The following is a 24,937-nucleotide window of genomic DNA, read 5'->3' as shown; positions in this document are numbered from 1 at the left end:
CAGAAGACAGGAGGTTCCCGCCGATGCCCAGGCAACGGCGGGAGCTGAATCAAGCGACCGGTGCAGGCGGTGGCTCGTCCGGAATGGTCGGCACGCCCGGCTCTAAGGGTTGCTCAAAGTCCGGGGTGTCAGGATTCGGCTGCCCGGGAATACCCCCGGCGACCATGTTATTGAGGTGTGGATGCGCTAACAGCGACCAAGCCAGCAACCCAACCTGATTGGGACTCGGGTCGGTTTCATTGCTGCTGGTGTTGATGTGTCTCTTCATAGGGCACTCCTGAGCGTTGGCCCCACCCGCATGGTGCGGATGGGAACAGTTCAGTCAATAGAGTGCGAATTCCGAGACAAATTCAGTAACGGGCTGACAAATGGCGTGATCACGTGCGGGGCAGCGTTACACCGCGTTGGCCTTGGTACTTGCCACCACGGTCCTTGTAGGACACTTCACACTCTTCGTCAGATTCCAGAAACAGCATCTGGGCAACGCCTTCGTTGGCGTAGATCTTCGCCGGCAGCGTGGTGGTGTTGGAGAATTCCAGGGTCACGTGGCCTTCCCATTCCGGCTCGAGGGGCGTGACGTTGACGATGATGCCGCAGCGCGCGTAGGTGCTCTTGCCGAGGCAAATGGTCAGAACATTGCGAGGAATACGGAAATATTCGACGGTGCGTGCCAGCGCAAACGAGTTCGGCGGGATGATGCAAACGTCGCTTTTGATGTCTACAAAACTTTTTTCATCGAAATTCTTAGGGTCGACGGTGGCCGAATTGATGTTGGTGAACACCTTGAATTCGTCGGCGCAACGCACGTCGTAGCCATAGCTGGAGACACCGAAAGAGATCACCCGATCAGCGCCTTCGCCGCGCACCTGACGCTCCACGAACGGCTCGATCATGCCGTGTTCCTGCGCCATGCGGCGAATCCACTTGTCCGATTTGATGCTCATGGCGGTGTCCTGAATAGCGAGGTGAAAAAGATGTCCGGCATCTTACCGGTCGAACGCCCCGGGTTCAAAGATTGCGCGCCGTGCGCATTAAGGTCGTTGAGCCACCTCAAGAAAAAATCTCGGACAGACCCTTTGCACATTCCGGAAAAAGGGGTAAGGTGGCCCCACTGTGTTGCTTGTGTCACTGAGAATATCTACACGATGTTGAATTTCGATCCAACCATCTCCAAGAATTTTTCCTGCTCTTTGCACTCAGTCTCGGCCAGGGCATTTCCTGAGTCGCAGTTAACTTTGTCCAAGGAGATACACCATGTCTAATCGCCAAACTGGTACCGTTAAGTGGTTCAACGATGAAAAAGGCTTCGGCTTCATCACTCCACAATCCGGTGACGACCTGTTCGTTCACTTCAAAGCTATCCAATCTGACGGCTTCAAAAGCCTGAAAGAAGGCCAACAGGTCTCTTTCATCGCTACCCGCGGTCAGAAAGGCATGCAAGCTGAAGAAGTTCAAGTTATCTAACTTGTACTGATTCGCTTAAAAGACCCCGCCCTCAAAAGCGGGGTTTTTTTACGCCTGCATAAAGGCTACTGCTGCACATCCCCGCTGCCCCCTACCTCGCCTCTTGCTAACGCGACATGCCGATCGTCCGGCACATCGCGCCTCCAGCTTTCAGCTTCAGCTGATCAGTCGTCGCTCACAGAGATGTTCGGCATCTGCGCACTCGCAGCTTCCTGCAACACAATACGCGCGCCGACATGACGCGCCAGCTCCTGGTACACCATCGCAATCTGGCTCTCGGGCTCGGCAATCGCCGTCGGCTTGCCGCCATCGGCCTGCTCTCGAATCAACATGGACAGCGGCAGCGAGGCCAGCAGCTCGACGCCATATTGCGTCGCCAGCTTTTCCCCTCCGCCTTCGCCAAACAGATGCTCGGCATGGCCGCAGTTCGAGCAGATATGCACGGCCATGTTCTCGACGACACCCAGCACCGGGATATTGACCTTGCGGAACATCTCCACGCCTTTCTTCGCGTCCAGCAATGCAAGGTCCTGCGGGGTCGTGACGATCACTGCGCCCGCGACCGGCACTTTCTGCGCGAGGGTCAGCTGGATATCACCGGTGCCAGGCGGCATATCGATGACCAGGTAATCCAGATCATTCCAGGCGGTCTGAGTCACCAGCTGCAGCAGTGCCCCCGACACCATCGGCCCTCGCCAGACCATCGGCGTGTTGTCGTCGGTCAGAAACGCCATGGACATCACTTCGATGCCATGGGCCTCGATCGGCACGAACCACTTCTGATCCTTGATCCTGGGACGGGTGCCTTCGGCGATGCCGAACATGACGCCCTGGCTCGGGCCGTAAATATCGGCGTCAAGAATGCCGACGCGCGCACCTTCTCGGGACAGCGCCAACGCCAAGTTCGCCGCCGTCGTGGATTTACCGACGCCGCCTTTGCCGGACGCAACGGCCACAATGTTCTTCACATTGGCCAGGCCGGGGATCTGGCCGAGGGCTTTGTGGGGATGAATGACCGAGGCGATCCGGACACTGGCCGAGGCGACCCCATCCAGCCCTTCAATCGCCATCTGCAGCATCTGTGCCCAGCCGTTCTGGAACAGCGCGGCGGCGTAACCCAGTTCCAGCTGGACACTCACGCGGTCGCCTTCGATCTCGATGGCGCGGACACACCCGGCGCTGACCGGGTCCTGATTCAAGTAAGGATCGGTGTACTGGCGAAGGACGGCTTCCACCGTTGCGCGATTGACAGCGCTCATGGGTGACTCCCTATAAAGACTGACTAAAACAGGCGGCCATCCTACCTTGTATGTCCGATAAAGAACGCAACGACGTTTCCTTTCAAGCACATCGGCAGATTCCGACATGCAGCGCGGGATGAAAAAAAACGCTCAGGCCTTTATAGTGGCCGACCTCCGTTTCACTTCAAGTAGCCGAGCCCAATGTCCGAGCCACGCAAGATTCTCGTCACCAGCGCCCTGCCCTATGCCAATGGTTCCATTCACCTTGGCCACATGCTCGAGTACATCCAGACCGACATGTGGGTGCGCTTTCAAAAGCACCGTGGCAACCAGTGCATTTACGTGTGTGCGGACGACGCCCATGGTTCGGCCATCATGCTGCGCGCCGAGAAAGAAGGCATTACGCCCGAGCAGTTGATCGCCAACGTGCAGGCCGAGCACAGCGCCGACTTCGCTGACTTCCTGGTGGATTTCGACAACTTCCACTCCACCCACGCTGATGAAAACCGTGAGCTGTCGAGCGAGATCTACAAACGCCTTCGCGACGCCGGCCACATCGCCACGCGCTCCGTGACGCAATATTTCGACCCGGAAAAGAAAATGTTCCTGGCCGACCGCTTCATCAAAGGCACCTGCCCGAAATGCGGCACTGAAGACCAGTACGGCGACAACTGTGAAAAGTGCGGCGCCACCTACGCCCCGACTGACCTGAAAGATCCGAAGTCGGCGATTTCCGGTGCAACCCCGGTGCTCCGGGACTCCAAGCACTTTTTCTTCGACCTGCCGGCATTCGACGCCATGCTCAAGAGCTGGACGCGAAGCGGGACGTTGCAGGACGCCGTCGCCAACAAGATCGCCGAATGGCTCGATTCCGGCCTGCAGCAGTGGGACATCTCCCGCGATGCGCCGTATTTCGGCTTCGAGATCCCCGACGAGCCGGGCAAGTATTTCTACGTGTGGCTGGATGCTCCCATCGGCTACATGGCGAGCTTCAAGAACCTCTGCGCACGTCGCCCGGAACTGGACTTCGATGCCTTCTGGCGCAAGGATTCGACGACCGAGCTTTACCACTTCATTGGCAAAGACATCGTCAACTTCCATGCGCTGTTCTGGCCAGCGATGCTCGAAGGTTCGGGATTCCGCAAGCCTACCGGCATCAACGTGCACGGCTACCTGACCGTCAACGGCCAGAAGATGTCGAAATCCCGCGGCACTTTCATCAAGGCGCGTACGTACCTTGAGCACCTGTCGCCGGAGTACCTGCGTTACTACTACGCCGCCAAGCTGGGCCGTGGCGTCGACGATCTTGACCTGAACCTTGAGGACTTCGTGCAGAAGGTCAACTCTGACCTGATCGGCAAGGTGGTTAACATCGCCAGTCGTTGCGCGGGCTTCATTCAGAAAGGCAACGCAGGTTTGCTGGTGGCGGGCAACGCAGAGCCCGAGCTGACCGACGCTTTTCATGCCGCAGCGCCAAGCATTGCCGATGCCTACGAGGCACGTGACTTTGCCCGTGCAATGCGCGAAATCATGGCCCTGGCCGACCGCGCCAACGCCTGGATTGCAGACAAGGCACCCTGGTCGCTGGCCAAGCAGGAAGGCAAGCAGGACGAGGTCCAGGCGATCTGCGCACTGGGCATCAATCTGTTCCGTCAGTTGGTGATCTTCCTCAAGCCTGTATTGCCGAATCTGGCCGCAGACGCCGAGCAATTCCTCAACGTTGCGCCACTGACCTGGGATGACCACCAGACGCTGTTGAGCAATCATCAGCTCAACCCGTTCCAGCCCCTGATGACCCGCATCGACCCTGTAAAAGTGGAAGCCATGACCGACGCATCGAAAGAAGACCTGGCCGCCAGCGCCACTGACACTGGTGCGGCACCACAGGGCAATGGCGAACTGACGAAAGACCCGCTCTCCCCGGAGATCGACTTTGATGCGTTCGCGGCGATTGACCTGCGGGTCGCGCTGATCGAAAAAGCCGAGCACGTCGAAGGCGCCGACAAGCTGCTGCGCCTGACGCTGGATATCGGCGACGAGAAGCGCAACGTCTTCTCCGGCATCAAGAGCGCTTACCCGAACCCGGCAGAGCTGGAGGGTCGGTTGACCATGATGATCGCCAACCTGAAGCCGCGGAAAATGCGCTTCGGTATCTCCGAAGGGATGGTGATGGCAGCGGGTCCTGGCGGTGAAGAGATTTACCTGCTGAGCCCTGACAGCGGCGCCAAGCCCGGTCAGCGCATCAAGTAAGCCGCCCCGAACCGCCACATTCTGCACATTATCGACGGCCCGCTCGGGTCGTCGATCGGGTCCAAGCATGAGCCTGATTCAGCGCATCGACGCCTTGCTGCCACAAACCCAGTGTGGGAAATGCGGCCATCCGGGCTGCCAGCCCTACGCTGAAGGCATTGCGGCCGGCGAAGCCATCAATAAATGTCCACCCGGTGGCGACGAGACCATCGGGGCACTGGCTCGACTGCTGAACGTGCCAGTCCTGCAACTGGACATCGAACGCGGCAGCGCGCCGGCGCAGGTTGCGTTTATTCGCGAGGCCGAGTGCATCGGCTGCACCAAATGCATTCAGGCCTGCCCGGTGGACGCGATCGTCGGCGCTGCCAAGCTGATGCACACCGTCATCGTTGAGGAATGCACCGGCTGTGACCTGTGCGTTGCCCCCTGCCCGGTCGACTGCATCGACATGCTGCCGCTGCCGATGACCGCGATTCCTTTCATTGGCGACTGTGCAATGGACGACGCCCAGCGGTCGGTCAGAGCCGTCAAACGCAGTCGCGCACGGCAACGCTTTGATGCGCGCTCCGCTCGCCTGCAGCGCGATGAGCAGCGACGGCAGGCCGAACGCCAGGCTCGCCAGCCGCGGACTGTCACACCTGCCGTTCCCCAGCCAGACCCGGCGCAAGCCGCGCTGGCCCGAATTCGCTCAAGACCTTCAGCGGGTGGCGATGCGGCGTTGAAACAGGCACGCGCCCAGGTCGCGATGAGCAGAGCACAATTGCTGAAGTCGCTGAAAGCCTTTGGTCACCCGCCCATTGCCGAACAAGCCGCACAACTCGTGCAGTTGCAGCGCGGCCTTGACGAGGCAGAGCACGCGCTCGCCCAATTGCAGGATCCGACGCCCTCGGCACCGTCTTCTCAGGAAACGCCTACCCCATGAACGCCGCCAAACGCCTTGAGATCTTTCGTCGTTTGCACGAAGACAACCCCGATCCTAAAACGGAACTGGCCTACTCCACACCGTTCGAGCTCCTGATCGCCGTGATTCTCTCGGCACAGGCGACCGATGTCAGCGTCAACAAGGCCACGGCGCATCTATATCCCGTGGCCAATACGCCTGAGGCGATTTACGCGTTGGGCGTCGAGGGTTTGTCTGCCTATATCAGGACCATCGGCCTGTACAACAGCAAGGCGCGAAACGTGATCGAGACGTGTCGCCTGCTGGTTGAACTGCACGGAGGGGAAGTGCCGCAAACCCGAGAGGCCCTCGAAGCCCTCCCCGGCGTTGGCCGCAAGACCGCGAACGTGGTCCTGAATACTGCGTTCCGCCAGTTGGCAATGGCGGTCGATACGCACATCTTCCGCGTCAGCAACCGTACCGGCATCGCGCCCGGGAAGAATGTCGTGGAAGTTGAAAACAAGCTGATGAAGTTCGTGCCCAGGGGTTACCTCATGGATGCGCACCACTGGCTGATCCTTCACGGCCGCTACGTGTGCATTGCGCGCAAGCCTCGGTGTGGCAGCTGCCGGATCGAGGACTTGTGCGAGTACAAGGCAAAGACCTCTGACGATTGAACGATAGCGTCCCAAGGCTTTGATCGATTAAAAAAATCTTTTTTACCCGCGCGGGGTTTGTCGCTATAAGGAGCGCCAACGACTGTTCACGCCTGAGGCTGAATCATGAGCGATGAAAAAGACACCATCGAAGTGGACGACGACTTCGTCATCGAAGAGCCGGAAGAAGTCCTGCCCGTACCGGTAGAGACCGCCAAGACCAACCTCAGCAAGCGCCGCACCATCGATAACCTGCTGGAAGAGCGCCGTCTGCAACGGCAGCTTGCAGACTACGATTTCGATTTCTGATCGTTCCTTGAAACGCTCTGCCTGAAGGCCTCTCCCTCGAGAGGCTTGGGCAGAATACAGGGTCTGAAAACGCCGCCTTGAAGCACCGTTGTTCCTCGGCCATCAAACGAGGCCGTTACGTTGGGCGAGCTCGATAAGGTCAACCAGCGAGTGCGCATTGAGTTTGAGCAACAGACGCGTCTTGTACGTGCTGACAGTCTTGTTGCTCAGGAACATGCCGTCAGCGATTTCCTTGTTGGTCTTGCCGCGGGCCAACTGCTGCAACACCATCATTTCCCTACCCGACAGTCGATCCACCATCTCCGCCTCACTGGCATTGCCGAGACTGGAGCGCACCGTGTGCAGCGCCTGATTGGGGAAGTAACTGTAACCGGACAACACCGCCTTGATGGCGCTGAGCAATTCGGTCAAATCCTGCTGTTTGCAGACATACCCCGCCGCCCCCGCCTGCATGCAGCGCATTGAAAAATGCCCGGGCGCCTGGGAGGTCAGGATCAGCACTTTGAAGGCCAGCGTCATCGCCGACAATCGGGCGATGACCTCCAGACCATCCAGCTTGGGGATACCGATGTCCAGAATGACAATGTCCGGCAAGTGCTCGCGCGCCAGTTGTAACGCATCCACGCCGTTATCCGTCTCGGCAATGACTTCGTAGCCATGACGTTCCATCAACATGCGTACGGCGAGCCTAATGACAGGGTGATCATCCACGATCAACACTTTATTCATGAGCAGTCCATTCTTCGCTGTTCGAATTTTCAGAGCCCGCACAATAGCTTAGTCGTTTAGTGCTTTGCATGGCGCTCCTCCCTGCAGACCAGCAGGCAAAGACCTTTCTCACTCAACCAACAGAAAAATCCTACAAAACCTGCCCTATCCGCTCTATTTTTTACGATGTTCAATCCCGTCTCAGTACGTGACCGCATAATTCCCAAGACCGCAAGTGGTAATTTTTGAATCCTGACTTCCCTAAGCTTTTCTGCCTATATGACTGCAGGTTGATAGCTCGGTTTGTCCTAAGGTTGATCCACGATTTGGTTGCTCCGCCGACCGGTTTGGATGTGCGAAAGCCAGGGCCATCCGTGACGCCCGGAAAAATGAGATTCCTCTTTAAAACACGGCTTCTGGCCACCGGGTGACAGCCCGTTCACCACGAGTGTTATGACTTCAGCATATGCCCATCTTACCGGGCCGCCAGCAAACAAAAATCATAAAATATTGCAGGCCCGGCGAGGCGTCGGCGACCGCACACACTTGGTTAACTTACACGCGCGGGTTCGACGAGTTTCATTACATATAAATACTCGAAAGAGCCTACAACGGGTTCAGAAATGTCTGAACAGCCCGAATCAACTTTCAACTATTCTTACCCGGGACGTGGACACGGAGCAGCCTGGAAAGTTACAGCGCTTAACCACCTCCAAACCCTGCGACTCAATTCAATAACGACTGGATCACATCACCCGCTTTTAAAAAAAGGGGCTCGCCCGCCTTCCACGTAATACTATTCGACACATAACATCCAGCACCCTCACGTCATTCCAGAAAAATACTACATAACTAACGGACTATTATTACCGCCAAGAACTTCACCCAATGGCGTTAAAAAACAAACCGCCCATTTTTTGGCTTTTTACTTGCCAAACCTATTACCAGTCGTTACTTTTTGATGAGCGAATGGTTCAACCCACTGTTAGTTAGTGGCTCTTATCACAATACAAGATTATTGCGCATATAAAGGCGGGGGCTTCTTTTGCCAGCGGTCCGTGCGCAGGCCACTCTTCGGCATGAATAAAGCATTCAGTGTTTAAACGTTCTTAAGCGTGAACGTCCCGACAGTGCAGGCTGTTTAGTTGATATGTTCAAAGGAACCTACCATGACCAAGAAAATTAAATACCCCATTGGCGCAAGCAGCGACCCTCTCAAGCTGGCGGAAGCGGTAGAGCGCTACGTTTCCCAAGGCGGCGTTATTAACGTCATTGCAGAAGGAGAGTCGCGGGAGACCGAATCGTCCCGGCAAACCCGGGACGCCGATCCGGAAGCGGAGCTGTGCACCAAGGTCGATCTGCTCAAGGGGCTAGTGGCCAAAGGAGCTGGGGTCGCGGCGCTGCAATACTCGCTGCGCATGAACCAGAAGGACATCAAGCGCCTGGCCAGCGAGAACGGTCTGAAGATCCGCTATTGCCAGCCTGTTCGCCGATCACGCACGTCCCGGCAAAGAGAGCCGGTAACCCTGGACGACGCCATTGCCGGACACGCCATGCATTACTCGGCGCTGGGCTACACCGTTCCTGAAATCGCTCAACTACTGGGCGTCGGGGTACGCGATATCCGGGACATTGGCAAAGCCTATCGTTTTGAGTTTCGAACAACTTCGCAGGGGGATACGGCTGAGAAAACCGCTGGCGAGGAGACAGATTTGCCAACATGACGAATGAGATAACGCACAGCGAGAGCAGGTCTTTTAGCGCCTGTAAAACGAGGCAATAACCGGCCAGCGTGGGGGCGGAAAGAGTGTCGAATGAATGGCCAGCGGCACAGGGAGGACAGATGTGATGAGTGCAGCCCTGAGCAGGGCTGCACATCAATCACGGCAGCGATCAGAACAACTTGCGGCCCTTGTTCGCTGCAATGCGCATGCGCAATGCGTTGAGCTTGATGAAGCCCGCCGCATCTGCCTGGTTGTACGCGCCGCCGTCTTCTTCAAACGTCGCGATGTTCGCATCGAACAGCGACTCGTCGGACTTGCGACCGGTCACGATCACGTTGCCCTTATAAAGCTTCAGGCGCACGACACCATTCACGTGGGCCTGCGACGCATCGATCATCTGTTGCAGCATAAGACGCTCAGGGCTCCACCAGTAGCCGGTGTAAATCAGGCTGGCGTACTTGGGCATCAGCTCGTCTTTGAGGTGAGCGACTTCGCGGTCCAGGGTGATCGACTCGATCGCACGGTGACCACGCAGCATGATGGTGCCGCCCGGGGTCTCGTAGCAGCCGCGGGACTTCATGCCGACGTAGCGGTTCTCGACGATGTCCAGACGACCAATGCCGTGCTCGCCGCCGATGCGGTTCAAGGTGGCAAGGACGGTGGCCGGGGTCATTTCAACACCGTCCAGCGCCACGATGTCGCCGTTGCGATAGGTCAGCTCCAGATACTGCGGCTTGTCCGGCGCGTTTTCCGGCGACACTGTCCACCGCCACATGTCTTCTTCGTGTTCGGTCCAGGTGTCTTCCAGCACGCCGCCTTCATAGGAGATGTGCAGCAGGTTGGCGTCCATCGAGTACGGGGATTTTTTCTTGCCGTGGCGCTCGATCGGGATCGCGTGCTTCTCGGCGTAGTCCATGAGCTTCTCGCGGGACAGCAGGTCCCACTCACGCCATGGCGCGATCACTTTCACGCCAGGCTTGAGCGCATAGGCGCCCAATTCGAAACGAACCTGGTCGTTGCCCTTGCCGGTAGCGCCGTGGGAAATGGCGTCAGCGCCGGTTTCGTTGGCGATTTCGATGAGTCGTTTGGCGATCAGGGGACGTGCGATGGAAGTACCCAACAGGTACTCGCCTTCATAGACGGTATTGGCGCGAAACATCGGGAACACGAAATCACGCACGAACTCTTCGCGCAGGTCATCGATGTAGATTTCTTTGACGCCCATGGCTTGCGCCTTGGCGCGTGCTGGCTCGACTTCTTCGCCCTGACCCAGGTCAGCGGTGAAGGTCACCACCTCGCAGTTGTACGTATCTTGCAGCCACTTGAGGATTACCGAAGTATCCAGGCCACCGGAATACGCGAGAACTACCTTGTTTACGTCCGCCATGCCATCACTCCAACGCGTTGTACGGAAAACCGACGAGTTTACCGTTCACGCGCGGGAATTTACAGTGTCGCGACAGCTTCTGACGACAAAGCGACAGATTCTGTCAGTCAGACGACTTCGCTGCCCATCGTCAAGAGGCCTTTGCGGGGGCCGCACTTGCCGCTGTGGCGGGCGCAGCGCCTGGGGTTGGCGTGGCGGCAGGTGCAGGCAGTGGGACCGGCGTCGGTGCAGGTGCAGGTGCAGCGGATGGCGGCACGGCCGGGGTCTGCTGCGCCACACGCTCCAGGTGAATGTTCACCCGACGGTTGCGCGCGCGGTTGGCGTTGTTGGTGTTGGGCGCCAGCGGGTACTGCTCGCCGTGGAAGCGCAGGGTGATCTGTTCTTCCGGAATGCCCTGGGCCTTGAGGTAGTCCATGACGGACAGCGCACGACGCCGCGACAGATCGCGGTTGGTCAACCGGTTGCCGCTGTTATCGGAGTGGCCGTCCAGTTCGACGTGATTGACCGTCGGATCAGCCTTCATATAAGCCAGCACAGTGTCCAGCTTGCGCCTGGCCGTAGCGTCCAGCTCGATGCCGCCACCCGGGAAACCGATCTCGGACTGCCGCACTTGCTCGAAATTCATCGGCAACAGCTTCGCGGTACAGACCTGGAAGTCACCATAGGCTTTGCTGAATTTGACCGGCAACAGCCTGACTTCCATCGCGCCGCCGCCATCTCGCAGGGTGTGACGAATCATCGGGCTGCGACCTTCCATCAAACCCGCGATCAGCCGCGTGGCCTGGGCCTGGTTGGTATTGAAAGGAATCTCGCCGTTACCGACTTTCACTGCGCCAAGATTGAGATCTCCGCGACCCGGCTGCCACGGCGCCGCCGCGGCAATCAACGTGGCCGAGCCGGACGAAAGGCTGTAGCCATTTGCCTTCAGCCGAAACGTCGGTTGCTCGCCCGCGCGTCGCACGAACTCGCCCGCACCGAAATCGGCGATCGGTTGAGTCAGTCTGCACTCGAACTGGTCGCCTTCCACCTTCCACTCAATATTCTCCAGACGCGTCTGAAAGGTGAGCGCCACGGCCGGCAGGCTGGCAAACGCGCTGAGCAGGGCTAGATATCGCTGGCGCACGGGAGGCTCCACTAAATTCACGTGTAACAAGATTTATGACTTACACGTGGCTATCGGTAACTTCCCGCAAAACTTGATAGCGAGTGCCTGGAGGAGTCTTTTCCGGTAGCATTCCCAGCGAGTTTGACCCGCCTGGAATCCCCAATGTCCGAACGCCTGACCCTCCTGCGCCCCGACGACTGGCATATCCATCTTCGAGATGGCGCTGTTTTGCCCCACACCGTCGCCGACGTAGCGCGCACCTTTGGCCGCGCGATCATCATGCCGAACCTCGTGCCCCCGGTACGCAACGCGGAGCAAGCGGACGCCTATCGTCAGCGCATCCTCGCTGCACGTCCGCAAGGCAGCCGCTTCGAGCCGCTGATGGTGCTTTACCTCACTGACCTGACGCAGCCCGAAGAGATTCGCGCCGCGAAGGCCAGTGGCTTCGTGTATGCCGCCAAGTTGTACCCGGCAGGCGCGACGACCAATTCCGATTCCGGTGTCACCAGCGTCGACAAGATCTTCCCGGTGCTCGAGGCGATGGCTGAGGTGGGCTTGCCGCTGCTCATCCACGGCGAAGTGACCCGCGGCGACATCGACGTGTTCGACCGTGAAAAGATTTTCATCGACGAGCACATGCGACGTGTCGTCGAGCGTTTTCCGACGCTGAAAGTGGTGTTCGAACACATCACCACCGCCGACGCCGTGCAGTTCGTCAATGAAGCTTCGGCCAATGTGGGCGCGACCATCACTGCCCACCATTTGCTGTACAACCGCAACCATATGCTGGTCGGCGGCATTCGCCCTCACTTCTATTGCCTGCCGATTCTCAAGCGCAACACCCACCAGGTTGCCCTGCTCGATGCCGCCACCAGCGGCAGCAGCAAGTTCTTCCTCGGTACGGACTCCGCGCCCCACGCGCAGCACGCGAAAGAAGCGACGTGCGGTTGTGCCGGCTGCTACACCGCATTCGCCGCCATCGAGCTTTACGCCGAGGCGTTCGAATCACGCAACGCGCTGGACAAGCTGGAAGGCTTCGCCAGTTTGCACGGCCCGGCGTTCTATGGCCTGCCGACCAACACCGACACCATTACCCTGGTTCGTGACGAGTGGACGGCCCCCGCCAGCCTGCCGTTTGGCGAGCTTTCTGTTATCCCGCTGCGCGCCGGTGAAAAACTGCGCTGGCGCCTGCTGGAGGAACACGCGTGAGTGAAGATCATTACGAAGACGAGCAAGAAGGCTCCGGCGGCACTGGCTCCCGGCACCCGATGGCTGCCCGTTTTCGCGGTTACCTGCCCGTTGTCGTTGACGTAGAAACTGGCGGGTTCAATTGCGCCACTGATGCGTTGCTGGAGATCGCCGCCACCACCATCGGCATGGACGAGAAAGGCTTTGTCTTCCCGGACCACACCTATTTCTTCCGCGTCGAACCGTTCGAGGGCGCCAACGTGGAAGCCGCGGCGCTGGAGTTCACCGGCATCAAGCTGGATCACCCGCTGCGCATGGCCGTGAGTGAAGAAACCGCGCTGACGGACATCTTCCGCGGCATCCGCAAGGCGCTGAAAGCCAACGGCTGCAAGCGTGCGATCCTAGTCGGTCACAACGCCAGCTTCGACCTGGGCTTTCTCAACGCAGCGGTTGCGCGGCTGGACATGAAGCGCAATCCGTTTCACCCGTTCTCCAGCTTCGACACCGCGACGCTGGCGGGCCTGGCGTACGGCCAGACTGTCCTGGCCAAAGCCTGCCAGTCGGCGGACATCGATTTCGACGGTCGCGAGGCCCACTCGGCCCGTTACGACACCGAGAAGACTGCCGAGCTGTTCTGCGGCATCGTCAACCGCTGGAAAGAAATGGGCGGCTGGCACGACTTCAACGACTGAGTCGATGTTGCTGCGCAATGAATGAATGAACCGGCCCAAGTGGCCGGTTTTTTTATGGGTGGGGATCGGCAGGCAGTGACCGGCCTAAAGCCCTCAGCGTCCCGACTGGCCCCTTCCCGGCTAAAGCCGGTCCCACTAAAAAGCAGGTCGCGTACAACCCGTGGGACCGGCTTCAGCCGGGAAGCTCTTGATCCGCTTTTGATCTTCTTACCCAAAAGGCTCAGTCACCGCAGAACGCGACTTGGGTGCAGGCTGAACGCAGGTCTCGCGCAGTGGGCCGAGCGGCATGGATGCCGCGAGAGCGCCGTCAGGACATGGATGTCCGTTCGGCGCGCGCCCACGGAGCGAGACCGGAGTGAAGGAACCCTGACGAAGGAAGGGCCCAACCAGGAGCACGGCCTTTTTGGTTACTTTTTCGGCTGTTGGAAAAAGTGACCCGCCGTAAGGGCGGAACCTTAATCAGCACCACCACCGATAATGGATATACACACAACCCTCGCAAGCGATCATGCCTATCGCAGCAGCTGACCACTCATCGGTAGCCACGCGAACAAGCCTGAGTAGTTTTGACAAGCATTCTCATTAACATTAGTATCCATCGCATTGAGCCAATCACTCAGCGACGGTTTCTTATATGTATGTCTGCCTCTGCCAAGGTGTTACCGACGGACAAATCCGTGAAGCAATCATGGAAGGATGCTGCAGCTATCGTGACGTCCGCGAGACCCTCGGTGTCGCCAGCAAGTGTGGGAAATGTGCCTGCCTGGCCAAGGAAGTGGTGCGTGAAACCCTGACCGAGCTGCAAACCAGCCACGTCGCCCTCGCCTATCCTGCAGAATTTTCAGCTGCCTGAATAATCGCATTCAAACAAAACCGGACACTGTCCGGTTTTTTTATGCCTTTAATTCAATCGCTTAGCGACAAGATGCGGAACACAAACATTCTTATTCCTATTTATTTTCACTTATTATTCAATAACTTAGGTTTGACAGAGTTATAGAGGGGGCTCAGACTTGCCGCCTGTATTACCTATACCTTCGACAGGACCCGATCATGAAAGGCGACATCACAGTCATCCAGCATCTCAACAAGATCCTCGGTAACGAGCTGGTCGCGATCAATCAGTATTTTCTGCATGCGCGCATGTACGAAGACTGGGGCCTGAACAAGTTGGGCAAACACGAGTACCACGAATCCATCGACGAGATGAAACACGCTGACAAACTGATCAAGCGCATCCTGTTTCTGGAAGGCCTCCCGAACCTGCAAGACCTGGGCAAGATCCTGATCGGCGAACACACCAAGGAAATGCTGGAGTGTGACCTGCGTATCGAGCGCAAGGGCCACGCCGATCTGAAAGCCGCCATCGCCCACTGCGAAACCGTCGGTGACTTCGGCAGCCGCGAGATGCTGGAAGACATTCTGGAATCGGAAGAAGAACACATCGACTGGCTGGAAACCCAGCTGGGCCTGATCGACAAGGTCGGCATCGAGAACTACCTGCAGTCTCAGATGGGCGAAGAGGACTGATTCTCGTCCCTGCCTCCCAACAAGACCGCCCAACAAAAAGCCCCGCGTCTCGGCAGAGAGCGGGGCTTTTTTACGACTGCCGAAAATCAGGCAGTGGCGTTTTTCGCAACAGCATCTTTCACCAGTTTCTGCAGCGAACCGTCAGCCTGCATCTCAGTGATGATGTCGCTACCGCCGACCAGCTCACCACCGACCCACAGCTGTGGGAAGGTTGGCCAGTTGGCGTACTTTGGCAGGTTGGCGCGGATTTCCGGGTTCTGCAGGATATCGACGTACGCGAACTTTTCGCCACACGCCATCAGTGCCTGAGAAGCCTTGGCCGAAAAGCCACACTGCGGGGCATTCGGAGCACCTTTCATGTAGAGCAGAACGGTGTTGCTGGCAATCTGGTCTTTGATCGTTTCGATAATATCCATGGAGCACCTCGGCTAAACTTTACGACTGTATGGGTCGACACGGTGGCGCATTCTAAACGATTCCCGAGCATAACGCTCGGTCTTGGCCTTGACGCCCCCATGACCGTCATGCCGCCGCAACCGTAACCGGCACCCCGTTCAGCACGGCGTTCCCGGAAATGCCATCCAGCGCCCGCTCGTCAGTCAGGTCATTCGCGCTTTCACCTGGCTGAGCCGTCGCGATGTCCATTCTCACGCCCGGACGACCGTGGCCCCAGCCGTGGGGCAGGCTAACGACCCCGGGCATCATCTCGATGCTGCCCATCACTTCTACCTCAATGACGCCTACCCGCGAACTGACCCTGACCCGCTGACCGTCCATCAACCCTCGGCTGATCAAATCATCCGGGTGCATCAGCAACTGATGCCGCGGCTTGCCTTTCACCAGGCGATGATAATTGTGCATCCATGAATTATTGCTGCGCACATGGCGCCGACCGATGAGCATAAGGCCGTCGGCGTGGGGTAGCGGCTGCGCAGCGAATCGGGCGAGATCGGCAAGGATCACCGGCGGCGCAGCCTGCACGCGCTGGTTGATGGTTTTGAGGCGCGCAGCGAGATTGGGCTTGAGCGGGCCGAGGTCCAGGCCGTGGGGATACTGCGCCAGCGTTTCCAGCGACAATTTGAGCGGCGAAGCATCACCATACAGCCCAGCCCGCAGACCGCGATCGACCATCTGCGCAGGCGGCATCGTCGGTTTCAATTCGCGCCCGGTTTTCAGTGCGAACGCCTGGGCGAGGCCGACGAAGATTTCCCAGTCGTGCAGCGCACCCTCGGGCTTGGCAAGAATCGCACGGTTGAATCGGGTGACGTTGCGCACGGCGAATATGTTGAACGTGGTGTCGTAGTGGTCATTTTCCAGCGCAGACGTCGACGGCAGGATGAGGTCCGCGTGCCGTGTGGTTTCGTTGATGTACAAATCGACGCTGACCATGAACTCCAGCCCTTCGAGCGCGGTGTCAAGCTGACGGCCGTTCGGTGTCGACAACACCGGGTTGCCCGCCACGGTAATCAGCGCCTTGATCTGGCCCTCCCCCGGGGTCAGCATTTCCTCGGCCAGCGCAGAGACCGGCAGCTCGCCGCCGTATTCCGGCAGTTGCGAAACGCGGCTCTGCCAGCGGTTGAAGCTGCCGCCGGAGGTCGACGCCACCAGATCCAGCGCCGGCTCGGTGCACAGCGCACCGCCTGGGCGATCGAGATTGCCGGTGACCAGGTTGATCAGTTGCACCAGCCAGTGGCACAGCGTGCCAAAAGCCTGGGTGGAAATGCCCATGCGCCCGTAGCACACGCCGCGTTTGGCAGCGGCGAAATCCCGCGCTAGCCGCCTGATCTGCTCGGCAGGCACGCCGCATCGAGGGCTCATGGCGTCGGCGGTCATCTCGCTGACGGCCACGCGGACGTCCTCCAGTCCATCCACGGCAAGATGGCTGTCGCGGGTCAAGCCTTCGGCAAACAAGGTGTGCAACAAGCCGAACAGAAACGCCGCATCCCCGCCCGGGCGGATAAACAGGTGCTGGTCGGCTATGGCGGCGGTTTCGCTGCGGCGCGGATCGACCACAACGACTTTGCCGCCACGGGCCTGGATCGCCTTCAGACGCTTCTCGACGTCGGGCACGGTCATGATGCTGCCGTTGGACGCCAGCGGATTACCGCCGAGGATGAGCATGAAATCGGTGTGGTCAATGTCGGCGATGGGCAGCAGCAGGCCGTGGCCGTACATCAAATGACTGGTCAGGTGGTGTGGCAACTGGTCCACAGAGGTTGCGGAGTAGCGGTTACGGGTTTTCAGCAGTCCGAGAAAATAATTGCTGTGGGTCATCAGCCCATAGTTATGCACGCTGGGGTTGCCCTGATAGACCGCCACCGCGTTTTGCCCATGACGCGCCTGAATGCCGGCCAGGCGCTCGGCGATCAGATCAAACGCGGCCTGCCACTCGATCGGCTGCCAGTCGTTGCCGATACGCTGCATGGGCTGCCGGAGCCGATCGGGGTCATTCTGGATGTCTTGCAGCGCGACGGCTTTGGGGCAGATATGCCCGCGGCTGAAGGTGTCCTGCGCATCGCCCTTTATGGAGGTAATCAGGGTGCTGGCATCGTCCAGCAGGGTGGTTTCGAGGGTGAGGCCGCAAATCGCCTCGCACAGGTGACAGGCACGGTGGTGGAGAGTCTTGGTCATCGCCAGTCTCGAGTTTTTATAGGGCGATCAGCCGATCGCGGATACAAAACTATGGGACCTGTCCGGGCGATGCGCCAGAAATGTCAGCGCCGTGAATCGGGCAGCATCAGGCGAGCCGATAGCTCACCCGATGAAAGAAGCGTCACTCAGGAAGCAGAGCCACCAATAGGTGTAACCACCTTGCGCTGCATCTGCACCTCATGAACCGTTTCGATCTGTTCCTGAGACACCTGGATGCCGGTGAGTTCGCCGATCAGCCGCCAGTGTTCGTCGAGTCCGGCGCTGATGGTTGCCATGCGATCGATCATCCGGCGCCCCGCAGAACGGGTCACTTCGTCTTCGCTGCGCATCAGTTCGAACGACATCGACGTCATGGACGCCGTGAGGTGCGTAAGGGTCCGAGCCGTAAGCCCGAGTAGTTCCGTCAGTTGTTGCTCTTTTGAATCCATTCCCCACCTCTTTTGGAGGACATAAGCCGCCTTTATAACCCACGCCGATGGTTTAGGAAACGTCCGGGTCTCCGCGGCGTGAAGCATGTCGCATAAGGCTGCACAGTGGTTTGCGACTGTTACGAATCAGGCAGTAATCGCGGCGACGCCAAAGAGCGTTACAAGCGAGCTGTCTGATCAGGACTAATGCGATGGCGAATGGCCTGCGCAGAAACATGACTGTAGCACTTCGTTACATGAAAAGCGTCCTGCGAACGCCGCTTTCAGGCTACCGAACGTCCGACGACGATTTTCCGTCACGGCGGGCCTTGGCATCAGGCGACATTTTCTTATACCCTCGCGCCTTCCCTATTCGTCGCCCCGTGCGGCTTTCGCCGCAGGTCTCGCCCGTTTTTCCGAAAAACCCGGCTTTGAGGATCTGCGGTCTGTTGCAGACAAGGTAGTTAATGATGAGCGCAAGGCACTTTCTCTCGATGATGGACTACACCCCCGCTGAGCTGGTAGGGGTGATTCGTCGCGGCGTTGAGCTGAAGGACCTGCGAAATCGAGGCGTGCTCTTCGAGCCATTGAAGGGCCGCATCCTGGCAATGATCTTCGAAAAATCCTCGACCCGGACCCGTGTCTCGTTCGAAGCCGGGATGATCCAGCTGGGCGGCCAGGCCATCTTCCTCTCCCCTCGGGACACCCAGCTGGGCCGTGGCGAGCCGATTGCCGATGGCGCACGGGTCATGTCGCGGATGGTCGATGCGGTGATGATCCGCACCTTCGCCCACAGCAACCTCACCGAATTCGCCGCCCATTCCCGCGTACCGGTGATCAACGGCCTGTCCGATGACCTTCACCCCTGCCAGTTGCTGGCCGACATGCAAACGTTCCTCGAACACCGCGGCTCCATTCAGGGCAAGACCGTGGCGTGGATCGGCGATGGCAACAACATGTGCAACAGCTATATAGAAGCCGCGATTCAGTTCGACTTTCAGTTGCGTGTTGCGTGTCCGGAAGGCTACGAACCCAGCGCGCATTACCTGGCTCTGGCGGGCGATCGTGTGACATTGATCCGCGATCCCCACGAAGCGGTGAAAGGCGCGCACCTGGTCTCAACCGATGTGTGGACGTCCATGGGTCAGGAAGAAGAAGCCGCCAAGCGTCTGGGCCTGTTCAAACCTTTCCAGGTCACTCGCGAGATGCTCGACCGCGCTGCTGACGATGTGATTTTCATGCACTGCCTGCCGGCGCACCGTGGTGAAGAGATCAGCGAGGACCTGCTGGATGACCCGCGCTCGGTGGCGTGGGATCAGGCGGAGAACCGGCTGCATGCGCAAAAAGCCCTGCTGGAATTCCTCGTCGCTCCTGCCTTCGCTGCCCCATGAGTCAGCCCCTGCTGCTGACGCTGCATGACCTCGCCTGCGGTTATCAGGACCAACGCGTGGTGCAGCACCTCAATCTGCACCTGAACGCCGGCGACATCGGTTGCCTGTTGGGTTCCTCCGGCTGCGGCAAGACCACTACCTTGCGCGCCATCGCCGGTTTCGAACCGGTGCACAAGGGCGAGATCACCCTGGCGGGTAACGTCATTTCCCGACCCGGGTTTACCCTGGCCCCGGAGAAGCGCCGGATCGGCATGGTGTTTCAGGACTATGCCCTGTTCCCCCACCTCACCGTGGCCGACAACATCGCCTTCGGCATCCGCAATCATCCGCGCCAGAAGCAGGTGGTTCAGGAAATGCTGGAGCTGGTCAATCTCGGCGCGCTGGGCACGCGTCATCCCCATGAGCTTTCCGGTGGACAGCAGCAGCGTGTGGCGCTGGCCCGCGCACTTGCCCCTGAGCCGCAGTTGCTGCTGCTCGATGAACCGTTTTCGAACCTGGATGGCGAGTTGCGGCGGCGCCTGAGCCATGAGGTGCGCGACATTCTCAAGGCCCGTGGCACCAGCGCGATTCTGGTGACCCACGACCAGGAAGAGGCTTTTGCCGTAAGCGACCACGTCGGCGTGTTCAAAGACGGGCGGCTGGAGCAGTGGGATACGCCCTACAACCTCTATCACGAGCCGGCGACGCCTTATGTCGCCAGTTTCGTCGGTCAGGGTTATTTCATTCACGGGCAACTGATCGATGCCGAATCGGTGCAGACCGAGTTGGGTGTGCTGCGCGGCAATCGCGCCTATGCCGGCGCGCCAGGCACTCCGATGGATGTCCTGCTGCGCCCTGATGACATTGTTTATGCGCCCGACGGCCCGATAAAGGCCCGCGTGGCGAGCCTGAATTTTCAGGGCGCGGCGACCCTGTACCGCCTGCAGTTGCCGACCGGCACGCAACTGGAGGCGTTGTTCCCCAGCCATGTGGATCTGCGCGCCGGTGATCAGGTCGGCTTCACGGTGTCAGCCGAGCATCTGGTGCTGTTTCCGGCCTCGGGCAGCGTGCCGGTGCATCGGAGCGTTCCGGTGCATCGGGACGTGGCGGTCTGAGGGCCTGTCGTTCTCGACCAGGCACTTTCAGCCCGATATCGACTAACTCAGTATCAACGCGCCGCTGGCGACCAGCGTCGCGTGCCCGCCGATTTTCACGCGCTCCCCCTCAAGCCGGCAGAACAGCTCCCCTCCCCGCGTCGACGCCTGATAGCCCGTCAGGCTGAACTTGTTCAGCCGGGCCGACCAGTAGGGAATCAGGCTGCAGTGCGTCGAGCCCGTGACCGGGTCTTCATTGATGCCGATGCCCGGCGCAAAGTAGCGCGACACAAAATCGTAGCGCTCGCCGTCCCCCTTGGCGGTGACGATCACCCCAGGCCACGGCAAACGCGCGAGGGCGGCGAAGTCGGGTTTGCAGTCGCGAACAGCCTGCTCGGACTCCAGCACCACCAGCAATTCCGCAGCGCTCAGCACGTCGACGACGGCAACCCCAAGGGCGCGTTCGATTTCCACCGTCACACCCTGCTCGGCGGGCGGCATGGACGGAAAGTCCAGGACCAGCCGATTGCCCTCGCGGCTCACGCTCAACTCGCCGGATTTGCCAGTGAAGTGGATAACCTCGGCCTTCTCGCCGTATTTCTCGAACAGCACGAAGGCGCTGGCCAGGGTCGCATGTCCGCACAACGGCACTTCATGGGTCGGGGTGAACCAGCGTATGTGCCAGCCCGGTGCTTCACGGACCAAAAACGCGGTCTCCGACAGATTGTGCTCTGAGGCAATCTGTTGCATCAATTGATCGGAAAGCCAGGCGTCCAGGCGGTAGACCATTGCCGGGTTGCCTGAGAACGGGCGGTCGGTGAAGGCGTCGACCTGATGGAATTCAAGCTTCATGGAAGGCATCCCCGAGTAAAGAAACGCGGCAACCCGTTCCGGGCGCTGCGGGTCTGCGGTCAGTGTCACCGCATGAAAGAGTCTGGCATTTCCGGTAAACCCGGCGAATCATTCCCGGCCGATCCGGGCAAAGCTCGCACCGGTGTGTTGTGCAAGTACGGCGGCGGGCAGTTCGACTTCGAGCCCTCGTCGACCGGCGCTGACAAAAATCGTTGCGAACGGTTGAGCGGACTCATCAATGAAGGTGCGCAGCCTTTTCTTCTGCCCGAGCGGGCTGATCCCGCCCAGTAGATAGCCGGTGGCACGCTGGGCGGCGGCCGGGTCAGCCATTTCGGCCTTCTTGGCGCCGGCGGCATGGGCCAGGGCTTTCAGGTCCAGCGAGCCCACCACCGGGACGACCGCCACCAGCAGCTCGCCTTTTTCGGTGCTGGCCAGCAGCGTCTTGAACACCTGAGCGGGGGCCAGATCGAGCTTTTCTGCCGCTTCCAGGCCATACGATGCGGCCTTGGGATCATGCTCGTAACTGTGGACGCGATGTTCGGCGCGAACCTTTTTCAGTAAATCCAATGCAGGGGTCATGCAGTGCTCCAGACAACCAGACACTTTGTTGTTTGCTGCCGATACTTTAGGCCATTGGTTATCGAAATGCCTGCATTCGAGAAGGACTTATCCACTAATATCGGCGTCTTGGAACATTCATCGATAGGTTCGCTTTCGACCTTTGACAAGGTTCGTTTACGTCTATATTTTTTCGAATACGAATATCTCGCTTGCTTCCTTGACGCCATCCCGGTATTCAGTGCGCAAAGGCACTGAGCACTGGCAACACAACGGACGGCCGTTTCCGGAAACTCGCTACATCACCAGGCATTCACCATGACCGACACCGAAAATAAGAATTACATCATCGCTCTGGATCAAGGCACCACCAGCTCCCGCGCCATCATTTTTGACCGCGACGCCAATGTGGTCAGCAGCGCCCAGAGTGAGTTCGTTCAGCATTACCCCCAGCCTGGCTGGGTCGAGCACGATCCGATGGAGATCTTCGCGACCCAGACCGCGTGCATGACCAAGGTCCTGGCCCAGGCGAATCTGCATCACAACCAGATCGCCGCGATCGGTATCACCAACCAGCGCGAAACCACGGTGGTCTGGGAAAAGGACACCGGCCGGCCGATCTACAACGCCGTGGTCTGGCAATGCCGCCGCAGCACCGAGATCTGCCAGCAACTCAAGCGTGACGGTCTGGAAGACTACATCCGCGACACCACCGGTCTGGTCATCGATCCCTACTTTTCCGGCAGCAAACTGAAGTGGATTCTCGATCACGTTGAGGGCAGCCGTGAGCGCGCCCGCCGTGGCGAGTTGCTGTTCGGCACCGTCGACAGCTGGCTGATCTGGAAATTTACCGGCGGCAAGGTGCACGTCACTGACTACACCAACGCCTCGCGCACGATGATGTTCAACATCCATACGCTGGAATGGGATCAGCGCATGCTCGACGTGCTCGACGTGCCCCGGGAAATGTTGCCGGAGGTCAAGTCGTCATCCGAAGTCTATGGCCACAGCAAAAGCGGCATCCCCATCGCCGGGATCGCCGGGGATCAGCAATCGGCGTTGTTCGGCCAGATGTGCGTCGAGCCGGGTCAGGCGAAGAACACCTACGGCACCGGCTGCTTCCTGCTGATGAACACGGGCAAGAAAGCCGTCAAATCCAATCACGGTCTGTTGACCACCATCGGCTGCGGTCCGCGCGGTGAAGTGGCATACGCACTGGAGGGCGCGGTGTTCAACGGCGGCTCCACCGTGCAGTGGCTGCGCGACGAGCTGAAAATCGTCAACGACTCCATGGACACCGAATACTTCGCCACCAAAGTGAAGAACAGCAATGGCGTCTATCTGGTGCCTGCGTTCACCGGTCTGGGCGCGCCCTACTGGGACCCGTATGCACGGGGCGCCTTGTTCGGCCTGACCCGTGGCGTGAAGGTCGATCACATCATTCGGGCCGCGCTGGAGTCCATCGCCTACCAGACCCGCGATGTGCTCGACGCCATGCAACAGGATGCCGGCGAGCCGCTCAAGGCCCTTCGCGTTGACGGCGGCGCAGTGGCGAACAACTTCCTCATGCAGTTCCAGGCCGACATTCTCGGCACGCCGGTGGAGCGCCCGAAAATGCGCGAAACCACCGCGTTGGGCGCGGCCTATCTGGCAGGTCTCGCGATCGGGTTCTGGAGCGGGCTCGACGAGCTGAGGGGCAAAGCGGTCATCGAGCGCAAGTTCGAGCCGCAATGCGATGACGCCGAGAAGGAAAAGCTCTACGCCGGCTGGCGCAAGGCAGTAGACCGCACGCGCGACTGGGAACCCCACGAAGAGGCCGAATAAGCGCGATCCCGGACGGGGCGTCAGGGGCATTTTTTCCGGCTGACAGGTAATGGCTGCCTGCGGCATCATGGGCGCCCGTGCCCGAAGGATAAAAAATGAATCTGCCACCCCGTCAACAGCAGATCCTCGAGCTGGTCCGTGAGCGCGGCTACGTCAGCATTGAGGAAATGGCGCAGCTGTTCGTCGTGACCCCGCAAACCATCCGCCGCGACATCAATCAGCTCGCGGAAATGAATCTCCTGCGTCGCTACCACGGCGGCGCGGCCTACGATTCCAGCATCGAAAACACTGCTTACGCCATGCGTGCCGATCAGATGCGCGATGAGAAGCAGCGCATCGCCGAGGCCATCGCCGCACAGATCCCGGATCACGCGTCGCTGTTCATCAACATCGGCACCACCACCGAATCCATTGCCCGCGCGCTGCTCAACCATAACCACCTGAAGATCATCACCAACAACCTGCACGTGGCGTCGATTCTCAGCGGCAAGGACGACTTCGAAGTGCTGCTGGCCGGCGGCAATGTGCGCCGCGATGGCGGCGTGGTCGGTCAAGCGAGCGTGGACTTCATCACCCAGTTCAAGGTCGATTTCGCCCTGGTGGGCATCAGCGGAATCGACGAGGACGGCAGCCTGCTGGATTTCGATTATCAGGAAGTGCGCGTTTCCCAGGCGATCATCGCCAACGCGCGTCAGGTGATTCTGGCTGCGGACTCCAGCAAGTTCGGCCGCAACGCGATGGTTCGACTGGGACCGATCACGTTGATCGACTGCCTGGTGACGGACCAGACGCCCGTGCCAGCGCTGTCGCAACTGCTGACCCAGAACAAGATTCGGCTGGAAGTGGTTTAACCCCGATCCATGAGCGAGCGCGATTCCGGCGCTCGCCTCACCTCCGATGTTCGCTTTTGTTCCTTTCCCTTTTCTCTGATCAGTATTTTCAATGAATACTGAGTAGCTGTGTTCGCCTCATTGCGCTACTATTTTCGGAAATGAACATAAATGTTCGAATTCGCCCTCCCAGTAGCGCAACATTCGAACGCGATC

The 24,937-nt window shown here is 59.2% G+C and carries 24 protein-coding genes and 1 pseudogene; 14 read left to right on the top strand and 11 right to left on the bottom strand.

Translation table 11 applies throughout. The annotated features are described in order from the left end of the window. Nucleotides 1-49: 49 nt before the first annotated feature. Both SLW74_RS08220 and dcd read right to left on the bottom strand, forming a co-directional pair. The gene (locus SLW74_RS08220) at nucleotides 50-268 is read right to left on the bottom strand and encodes a hypothetical protein (protein ID WP_065992572.1); all 219 of its coding nucleotides are present in this window, start codon (nucleotides 266-268) and stop codon (nucleotides 50-52) included. A 109-nt stretch (nucleotides 269-377) separates the two neighbouring features. After that, nucleotides 378-944, bottom strand: coding sequence for a dCTP deaminase (gene dcd / locus SLW74_RS08215; protein WP_002554836.1), 567 nt, complete (start codon nucleotides 942-944; stop codon nucleotides 378-380). Between the two features lie 310 nt (nucleotides 945-1,254). Between dcd and SLW74_RS08210 the strand changes: the two genes are divergently transcribed. Next, nucleotides 1,255-1,464 (top strand): cold-shock protein, encoded by a 210-nt coding sequence (locus SLW74_RS08210; protein ID WP_002554837.1) that lies wholly within the window; start codon nucleotides 1,255-1,257, stop codon nucleotides 1,462-1,464. Nucleotides 1,465-1,628: 164 nt separating this feature from the next. Here the strand turns inward: SLW74_RS08210 and apbC are convergent, their stop codons facing one another. After that, a complete protein-coding gene (gene apbC, locus SLW74_RS08205) occupies nucleotides 1,629-2,723 on the bottom strand; it encodes an iron-sulfur cluster carrier protein ApbC (protein WP_296310250.1) in 1,095 nt (364 codons plus the stop codon). Nucleotides 2,724-2,906: 183 nt separating this feature from the next. Here apbC and metG point away from each other — a divergent pair, with 183 nt between their 5' ends. The 4 genes and pseudogenes from metG to SLW74_RS08185 all read left to right on the top strand — a co-directional run bounded on the left by metG (nucleotide 2,907) and on the right by SLW74_RS08185 (nucleotide 6,800). Next, complete coding sequence (gene metG / locus SLW74_RS08200) at nucleotides 2,907-4,955, top strand: methionine--tRNA ligase (protein ID WP_065992565.1); 2,049 nt, start codon at nucleotides 2,907-2,909, stop codon at nucleotides 4,953-4,955. 67 nt (nucleotides 4,956-5,022) lie between these two features. Next, a pseudogene (gene rsxB / locus SLW74_RS08195) lies at nucleotides 5,023-5,853 on the top strand (electron transport complex subunit RsxB); the annotation flags it as partial. A gap of 20 nt (nucleotides 5,854-5,873) precedes the next feature. After that, on the top strand, nucleotides 5,874-6,512 hold the full coding sequence (gene nth / locus SLW74_RS08190; protein WP_410928576.1) for an endonuclease III: 639 nt from the start codon (nucleotides 5,874-5,876) through the stop codon (nucleotides 6,510-6,512). A 105-nt stretch (nucleotides 6,513-6,617) separates the two neighbouring features. Then, on the top strand, nucleotides 6,618-6,800 hold the full coding sequence (locus tag SLW74_RS08185) for a PA3496 family putative envelope integrity protein (protein WP_065992563.1): 183 nt from the start codon (nucleotides 6,618-6,620) through the stop codon (nucleotides 6,798-6,800). A gap of 102 nt (nucleotides 6,801-6,902) precedes the next feature. Here the strand turns inward: SLW74_RS08185 and SLW74_RS08180 are convergent, their stop codons facing one another. Then, the gene (locus SLW74_RS08180; protein WP_037012286.1) at nucleotides 6,903-7,529 is read right to left on the bottom strand and encodes a response regulator transcription factor; all 627 of its coding nucleotides are present in this window, start codon (nucleotides 7,527-7,529) and stop codon (nucleotides 6,903-6,905) included. 1,148 nt (nucleotides 7,530-8,677) lie between these two features. Between SLW74_RS08180 and SLW74_RS08175 the strand changes: the two genes are divergently transcribed. Continuing rightward, nucleotides 8,678-9,232, top strand: coding sequence for a hypothetical protein (locus SLW74_RS08175; protein ID WP_065992562.1), 555 nt, complete (start codon nucleotides 8,678-8,680; stop codon nucleotides 9,230-9,232). 169 nt (nucleotides 9,233-9,401) lie between these two features. On the opposite strand, the gene SLW74_RS08170 is transcribed toward SLW74_RS08175, so the two are convergent. Together SLW74_RS08170 and SLW74_RS08165 are read right to left on the bottom strand one after the other, a co-directional pair. Continuing rightward, nucleotides 9,402-10,619, bottom strand: coding sequence for an argininosuccinate synthase (locus SLW74_RS08170; protein ID WP_065992560.1), 1,218 nt, complete (start codon nucleotides 10,617-10,619; stop codon nucleotides 9,402-9,404). Between the two features lie 130 nt (nucleotides 10,620-10,749). Further along, nucleotides 10,750-11,742 carry a flagellar protein MotY gene (locus SLW74_RS08165; protein WP_410928575.1) on the bottom strand — a complete coding sequence of 331 codons (993 nt, stop codon included), beginning with the start codon at nucleotides 11,740-11,742 and terminating at the stop codon, nucleotides 10,750-10,752. A 144-nt stretch (nucleotides 11,743-11,886) separates the two neighbouring features. Between SLW74_RS08165 and pyrC the strand changes: the two genes are divergently transcribed. The 4 genes from pyrC (at nucleotide 11,887) to bfr (ending at nucleotide 15,134) form a co-directional block, all read left to right on the top strand. Further along, complete coding sequence (pyrC, locus tag SLW74_RS08160) at nucleotides 11,887-12,933, top strand: dihydroorotase (RefSeq protein WP_410928574.1); 1,047 nt, start codon at nucleotides 11,887-11,889, stop codon at nucleotides 12,931-12,933. Next, nucleotides 12,930-13,604 (top strand): ribonuclease T, encoded by a 675-nt coding sequence (gene rnt / locus SLW74_RS08155; RefSeq protein ID WP_410928573.1) that lies wholly within the window; start codon nucleotides 12,930-12,932, stop codon nucleotides 13,602-13,604. Before pyrC ends, rnt begins: the two co-directional genes overlap by 4 nt. 634 nt (nucleotides 13,605-14,238) lie before the next feature. Continuing rightward, nucleotides 14,239-14,457, top strand: a complete 219-nt coding sequence (locus tag SLW74_RS08150) for a bacterioferritin-associated ferredoxin (RefSeq protein WP_410928572.1) — start codon at nucleotides 14,239-14,241, stop codon at nucleotides 14,455-14,457. Between the two features lie 200 nt (nucleotides 14,458-14,657). Further along, nucleotides 14,658-15,134, top strand: a complete 477-nt coding sequence (gene bfr / locus SLW74_RS08145; protein WP_065992554.1) for a bacterioferritin — start codon at nucleotides 14,658-14,660, stop codon at nucleotides 15,132-15,134. An 86-nt stretch (nucleotides 15,135-15,220) separates the two neighbouring features. On the opposite strand, the gene grxD is transcribed toward bfr, so the two are convergent. The 3 genes from grxD to SLW74_RS08130 all read right to left on the bottom strand — a co-directional run bounded on the left by grxD (nucleotide 15,221) and on the right by SLW74_RS08130 (nucleotide 18,214). Next, entirely contained in the window at nucleotides 15,221-15,550 is a 330-nt protein-coding gene (grxD, locus tag SLW74_RS08140) for a Grx4 family monothiol glutaredoxin (RefSeq protein ID WP_065992552.1), read from the bottom strand. Between the two features lie 106 nt (nucleotides 15,551-15,656). Then, complete coding sequence (locus SLW74_RS08135; RefSeq protein ID WP_410928571.1) at nucleotides 15,657-17,765, bottom strand: molybdopterin oxidoreductase family protein; 2,109 nt, start codon at nucleotides 17,763-17,765, stop codon at nucleotides 15,657-15,659. Nucleotides 17,766-17,911: 146 nt separating this feature from the next. Then, the gene (locus SLW74_RS08130) at nucleotides 17,912-18,214 is read right to left on the bottom strand and encodes a hypothetical protein (protein ID WP_065992547.1); all 303 of its coding nucleotides are present in this window, start codon (nucleotides 18,212-18,214) and stop codon (nucleotides 17,912-17,914) included. 449 nt (nucleotides 18,215-18,663) lie between these two features. Between SLW74_RS08130 and argF the strand changes: the two genes are divergently transcribed. Together argF and SLW74_RS08120 are read left to right on the top strand one after the other, a co-directional pair. Further along, entirely contained in the window at nucleotides 18,664-19,584 is a 921-nt protein-coding gene (gene argF / locus SLW74_RS08125) for an ornithine carbamoyltransferase (RefSeq protein WP_410928570.1), read from the top strand. After that, nucleotides 19,581-20,678: an ABC transporter ATP-binding protein gene (locus SLW74_RS08120; protein ID WP_410928569.1), complete on the top strand. Its 1,098-nt coding sequence runs from the start codon at nucleotides 19,581-19,583 to the stop codon at nucleotides 20,676-20,678. Before argF ends, SLW74_RS08120 begins: the two co-directional genes overlap by 4 nt. A 42-nt stretch (nucleotides 20,679-20,720) precedes the next feature. On the opposite strand, the gene SLW74_RS08115 is transcribed toward SLW74_RS08120, so the two are convergent. Together SLW74_RS08115 and ybaK are read right to left on the bottom strand one after the other, a co-directional pair. Continuing rightward, nucleotides 20,721-21,509, bottom strand: a complete 789-nt coding sequence (locus SLW74_RS08115; RefSeq protein WP_065992544.1) for a PhzF family phenazine biosynthesis protein — start codon at nucleotides 21,507-21,509, stop codon at nucleotides 20,721-20,723. 108 nt (nucleotides 21,510-21,617) lie between these two features. Beyond that, nucleotides 21,618-22,088 carry a Cys-tRNA(Pro) deacylase gene (ybaK, locus tag SLW74_RS08110; RefSeq protein ID WP_192171592.1) on the bottom strand — a complete coding sequence of 157 codons (471 nt, stop codon included), beginning with the start codon at nucleotides 22,086-22,088 and terminating at the stop codon, nucleotides 21,618-21,620. Between the two features lie 297 nt (nucleotides 22,089-22,385). Between ybaK and glpK the strand changes: the two genes are divergently transcribed. Together glpK and SLW74_RS08100 are read left to right on the top strand one after the other, a co-directional pair. Further along, nucleotides 22,386-23,891: a glycerol kinase GlpK gene (gene glpK / locus SLW74_RS08105; RefSeq protein ID WP_410928568.1), complete on the top strand. Its 1,506-nt coding sequence runs from the start codon at nucleotides 22,386-22,388 to the stop codon at nucleotides 23,889-23,891. Nucleotides 23,892-23,986: 95 nt separating this feature from the next. Next, nucleotides 23,987-24,742, top strand: a complete 756-nt coding sequence (locus tag SLW74_RS08100) for a DeoR/GlpR family transcriptional regulator (protein WP_065992540.1) — start codon at nucleotides 23,987-23,989, stop codon at nucleotides 24,740-24,742. Nucleotides 24,743-24,937: the final 195 nt, after the last annotated feature.

Origin of the sequence: Pseudomonas sp. W5-36, from assembly GCF_046540455.1 — a bacterium.
In the GTDB taxonomy this organism is placed as follows: Bacteria; Pseudomonadota; Gammaproteobacteria; order Pseudomonadales; family Pseudomonadaceae; genus Aquipseudomonas; species Aquipseudomonas graminis_B.
The sequence above is the reverse complement of the archived record's forward strand: the minus strand, read 5'-3'. Positions and strand labels throughout refer to the sequence as shown.

What these genes read in the sequence shown, in the direction of transcription:
- SLW74_RS08170 (WP_065992560.1), bottom strand. Translation starts at nt 10,619, where the DNA reads ATGGCGGACGTAAACAAGGTAGTTCTCGCGTATTCCGGTGGCCTGGAT.
- SLW74_RS08175 (WP_065992562.1), top strand. Translation starts at nt 8,678, where the DNA reads ATGACCAAGAAAATTAAATACCCCATTGGCGCAAGCAGCGACCCTCTC.
- argF (WP_410928570.1), top strand. Translation starts at nt 18,664, where the DNA reads ATGAGCGCAAGGCACTTTCTCTCGATGATGGACTACACCCCCGCTGAG.
- SLW74_RS08115 (WP_065992544.1), bottom strand. Translation starts at nt 21,509, where the DNA reads ATGAAGCTTGAATTCCATCAGGTCGACGCCTTCACCGACCGCCCGTTC.
- SLW74_RS08220 (WP_065992572.1), bottom strand. Translation starts at nt 268, where the DNA reads ATGAAGAGACACATCAACACCAGCAGCAATGAAACCGACCCGAGTCCC.
- SLW74_RS08185 (WP_065992563.1), top strand. Translation starts at nt 6,618, where the DNA reads ATGAGCGATGAAAAAGACACCATCGAAGTGGACGACGACTTCGTCATC.
- pyrC (WP_410928574.1), top strand. Translation starts at nt 11,887, where the DNA reads ATGTCCGAACGCCTGACCCTCCTGCGCCCCGACGACTGGCATATCCAT.
- dcd (WP_002554836.1), bottom strand. Translation starts at nt 944, where the DNA reads ATGAGCATCAAATCGGACAAGTGGATTCGCCGCATGGCGCAGGAACAC.
- SLW74_RS08130 (WP_065992547.1), bottom strand. Translation starts at nt 18,214, where the DNA reads ATGGATTCAAAAGAGCAACAACTGACGGAACTACTCGGGCTTACGGCT.
- SLW74_RS08120 (WP_410928569.1), top strand. Translation starts at nt 19,581, where the DNA reads ATGAGTCAGCCCCTGCTGCTGACGCTGCATGACCTCGCCTGCGGTTAT.
- SLW74_RS08210 (WP_002554837.1), top strand. Translation starts at nt 1,255, where the DNA reads ATGTCTAATCGCCAAACTGGTACCGTTAAGTGGTTCAACGATGAAAAA.
- apbC (WP_296310250.1), bottom strand. Translation starts at nt 2,723, where the DNA reads ATGAGCGCTGTCAATCGCGCAACGGTGGAAGCCGTCCTTCGCCAGTAC.
- nth (WP_410928576.1), top strand. Translation starts at nt 5,874, where the DNA reads ATGAACGCCGCCAAACGCCTTGAGATCTTTCGTCGTTTGCACGAAGAC.
- SLW74_RS08135 (WP_410928571.1), bottom strand. Translation starts at nt 17,765, where the DNA reads ATGACCAAGACTCTCCACCACCGTGCCTGTCACCTGTGCGAGGCGATT.
- glpK (WP_410928568.1), top strand. Translation starts at nt 22,386, where the DNA reads ATGACCGACACCGAAAATAAGAATTACATCATCGCTCTGGATCAAGGC.
- SLW74_RS08150 (WP_410928572.1), top strand. Translation starts at nt 14,239, where the DNA reads ATGTATGTCTGCCTCTGCCAAGGTGTTACCGACGGACAAATCCGTGAA.
- metG (WP_065992565.1), top strand. Translation starts at nt 2,907, where the DNA reads ATGTCCGAGCCACGCAAGATTCTCGTCACCAGCGCCCTGCCCTATGCC.
- SLW74_RS08180 (WP_037012286.1), bottom strand. Translation starts at nt 7,529, where the DNA reads ATGAATAAAGTGTTGATCGTGGATGATCACCCTGTCATTAGGCTCGCC.
- grxD (WP_065992552.1), bottom strand. Translation starts at nt 15,550, where the DNA reads ATGGATATTATCGAAACGATCAAAGACCAGATTGCCAGCAACACCGTT.
- SLW74_RS08100 (WP_065992540.1), top strand. Translation starts at nt 23,987, where the DNA reads ATGAATCTGCCACCCCGTCAACAGCAGATCCTCGAGCTGGTCCGTGAG.
- ybaK (WP_192171592.1), bottom strand. Translation starts at nt 22,088, where the DNA reads ATGACCCCTGCATTGGATTTACTGAAAAAGGTTCGCGCCGAACATCGC.
- bfr (WP_065992554.1), top strand. Translation starts at nt 14,658, where the DNA reads ATGAAAGGCGACATCACAGTCATCCAGCATCTCAACAAGATCCTCGGT.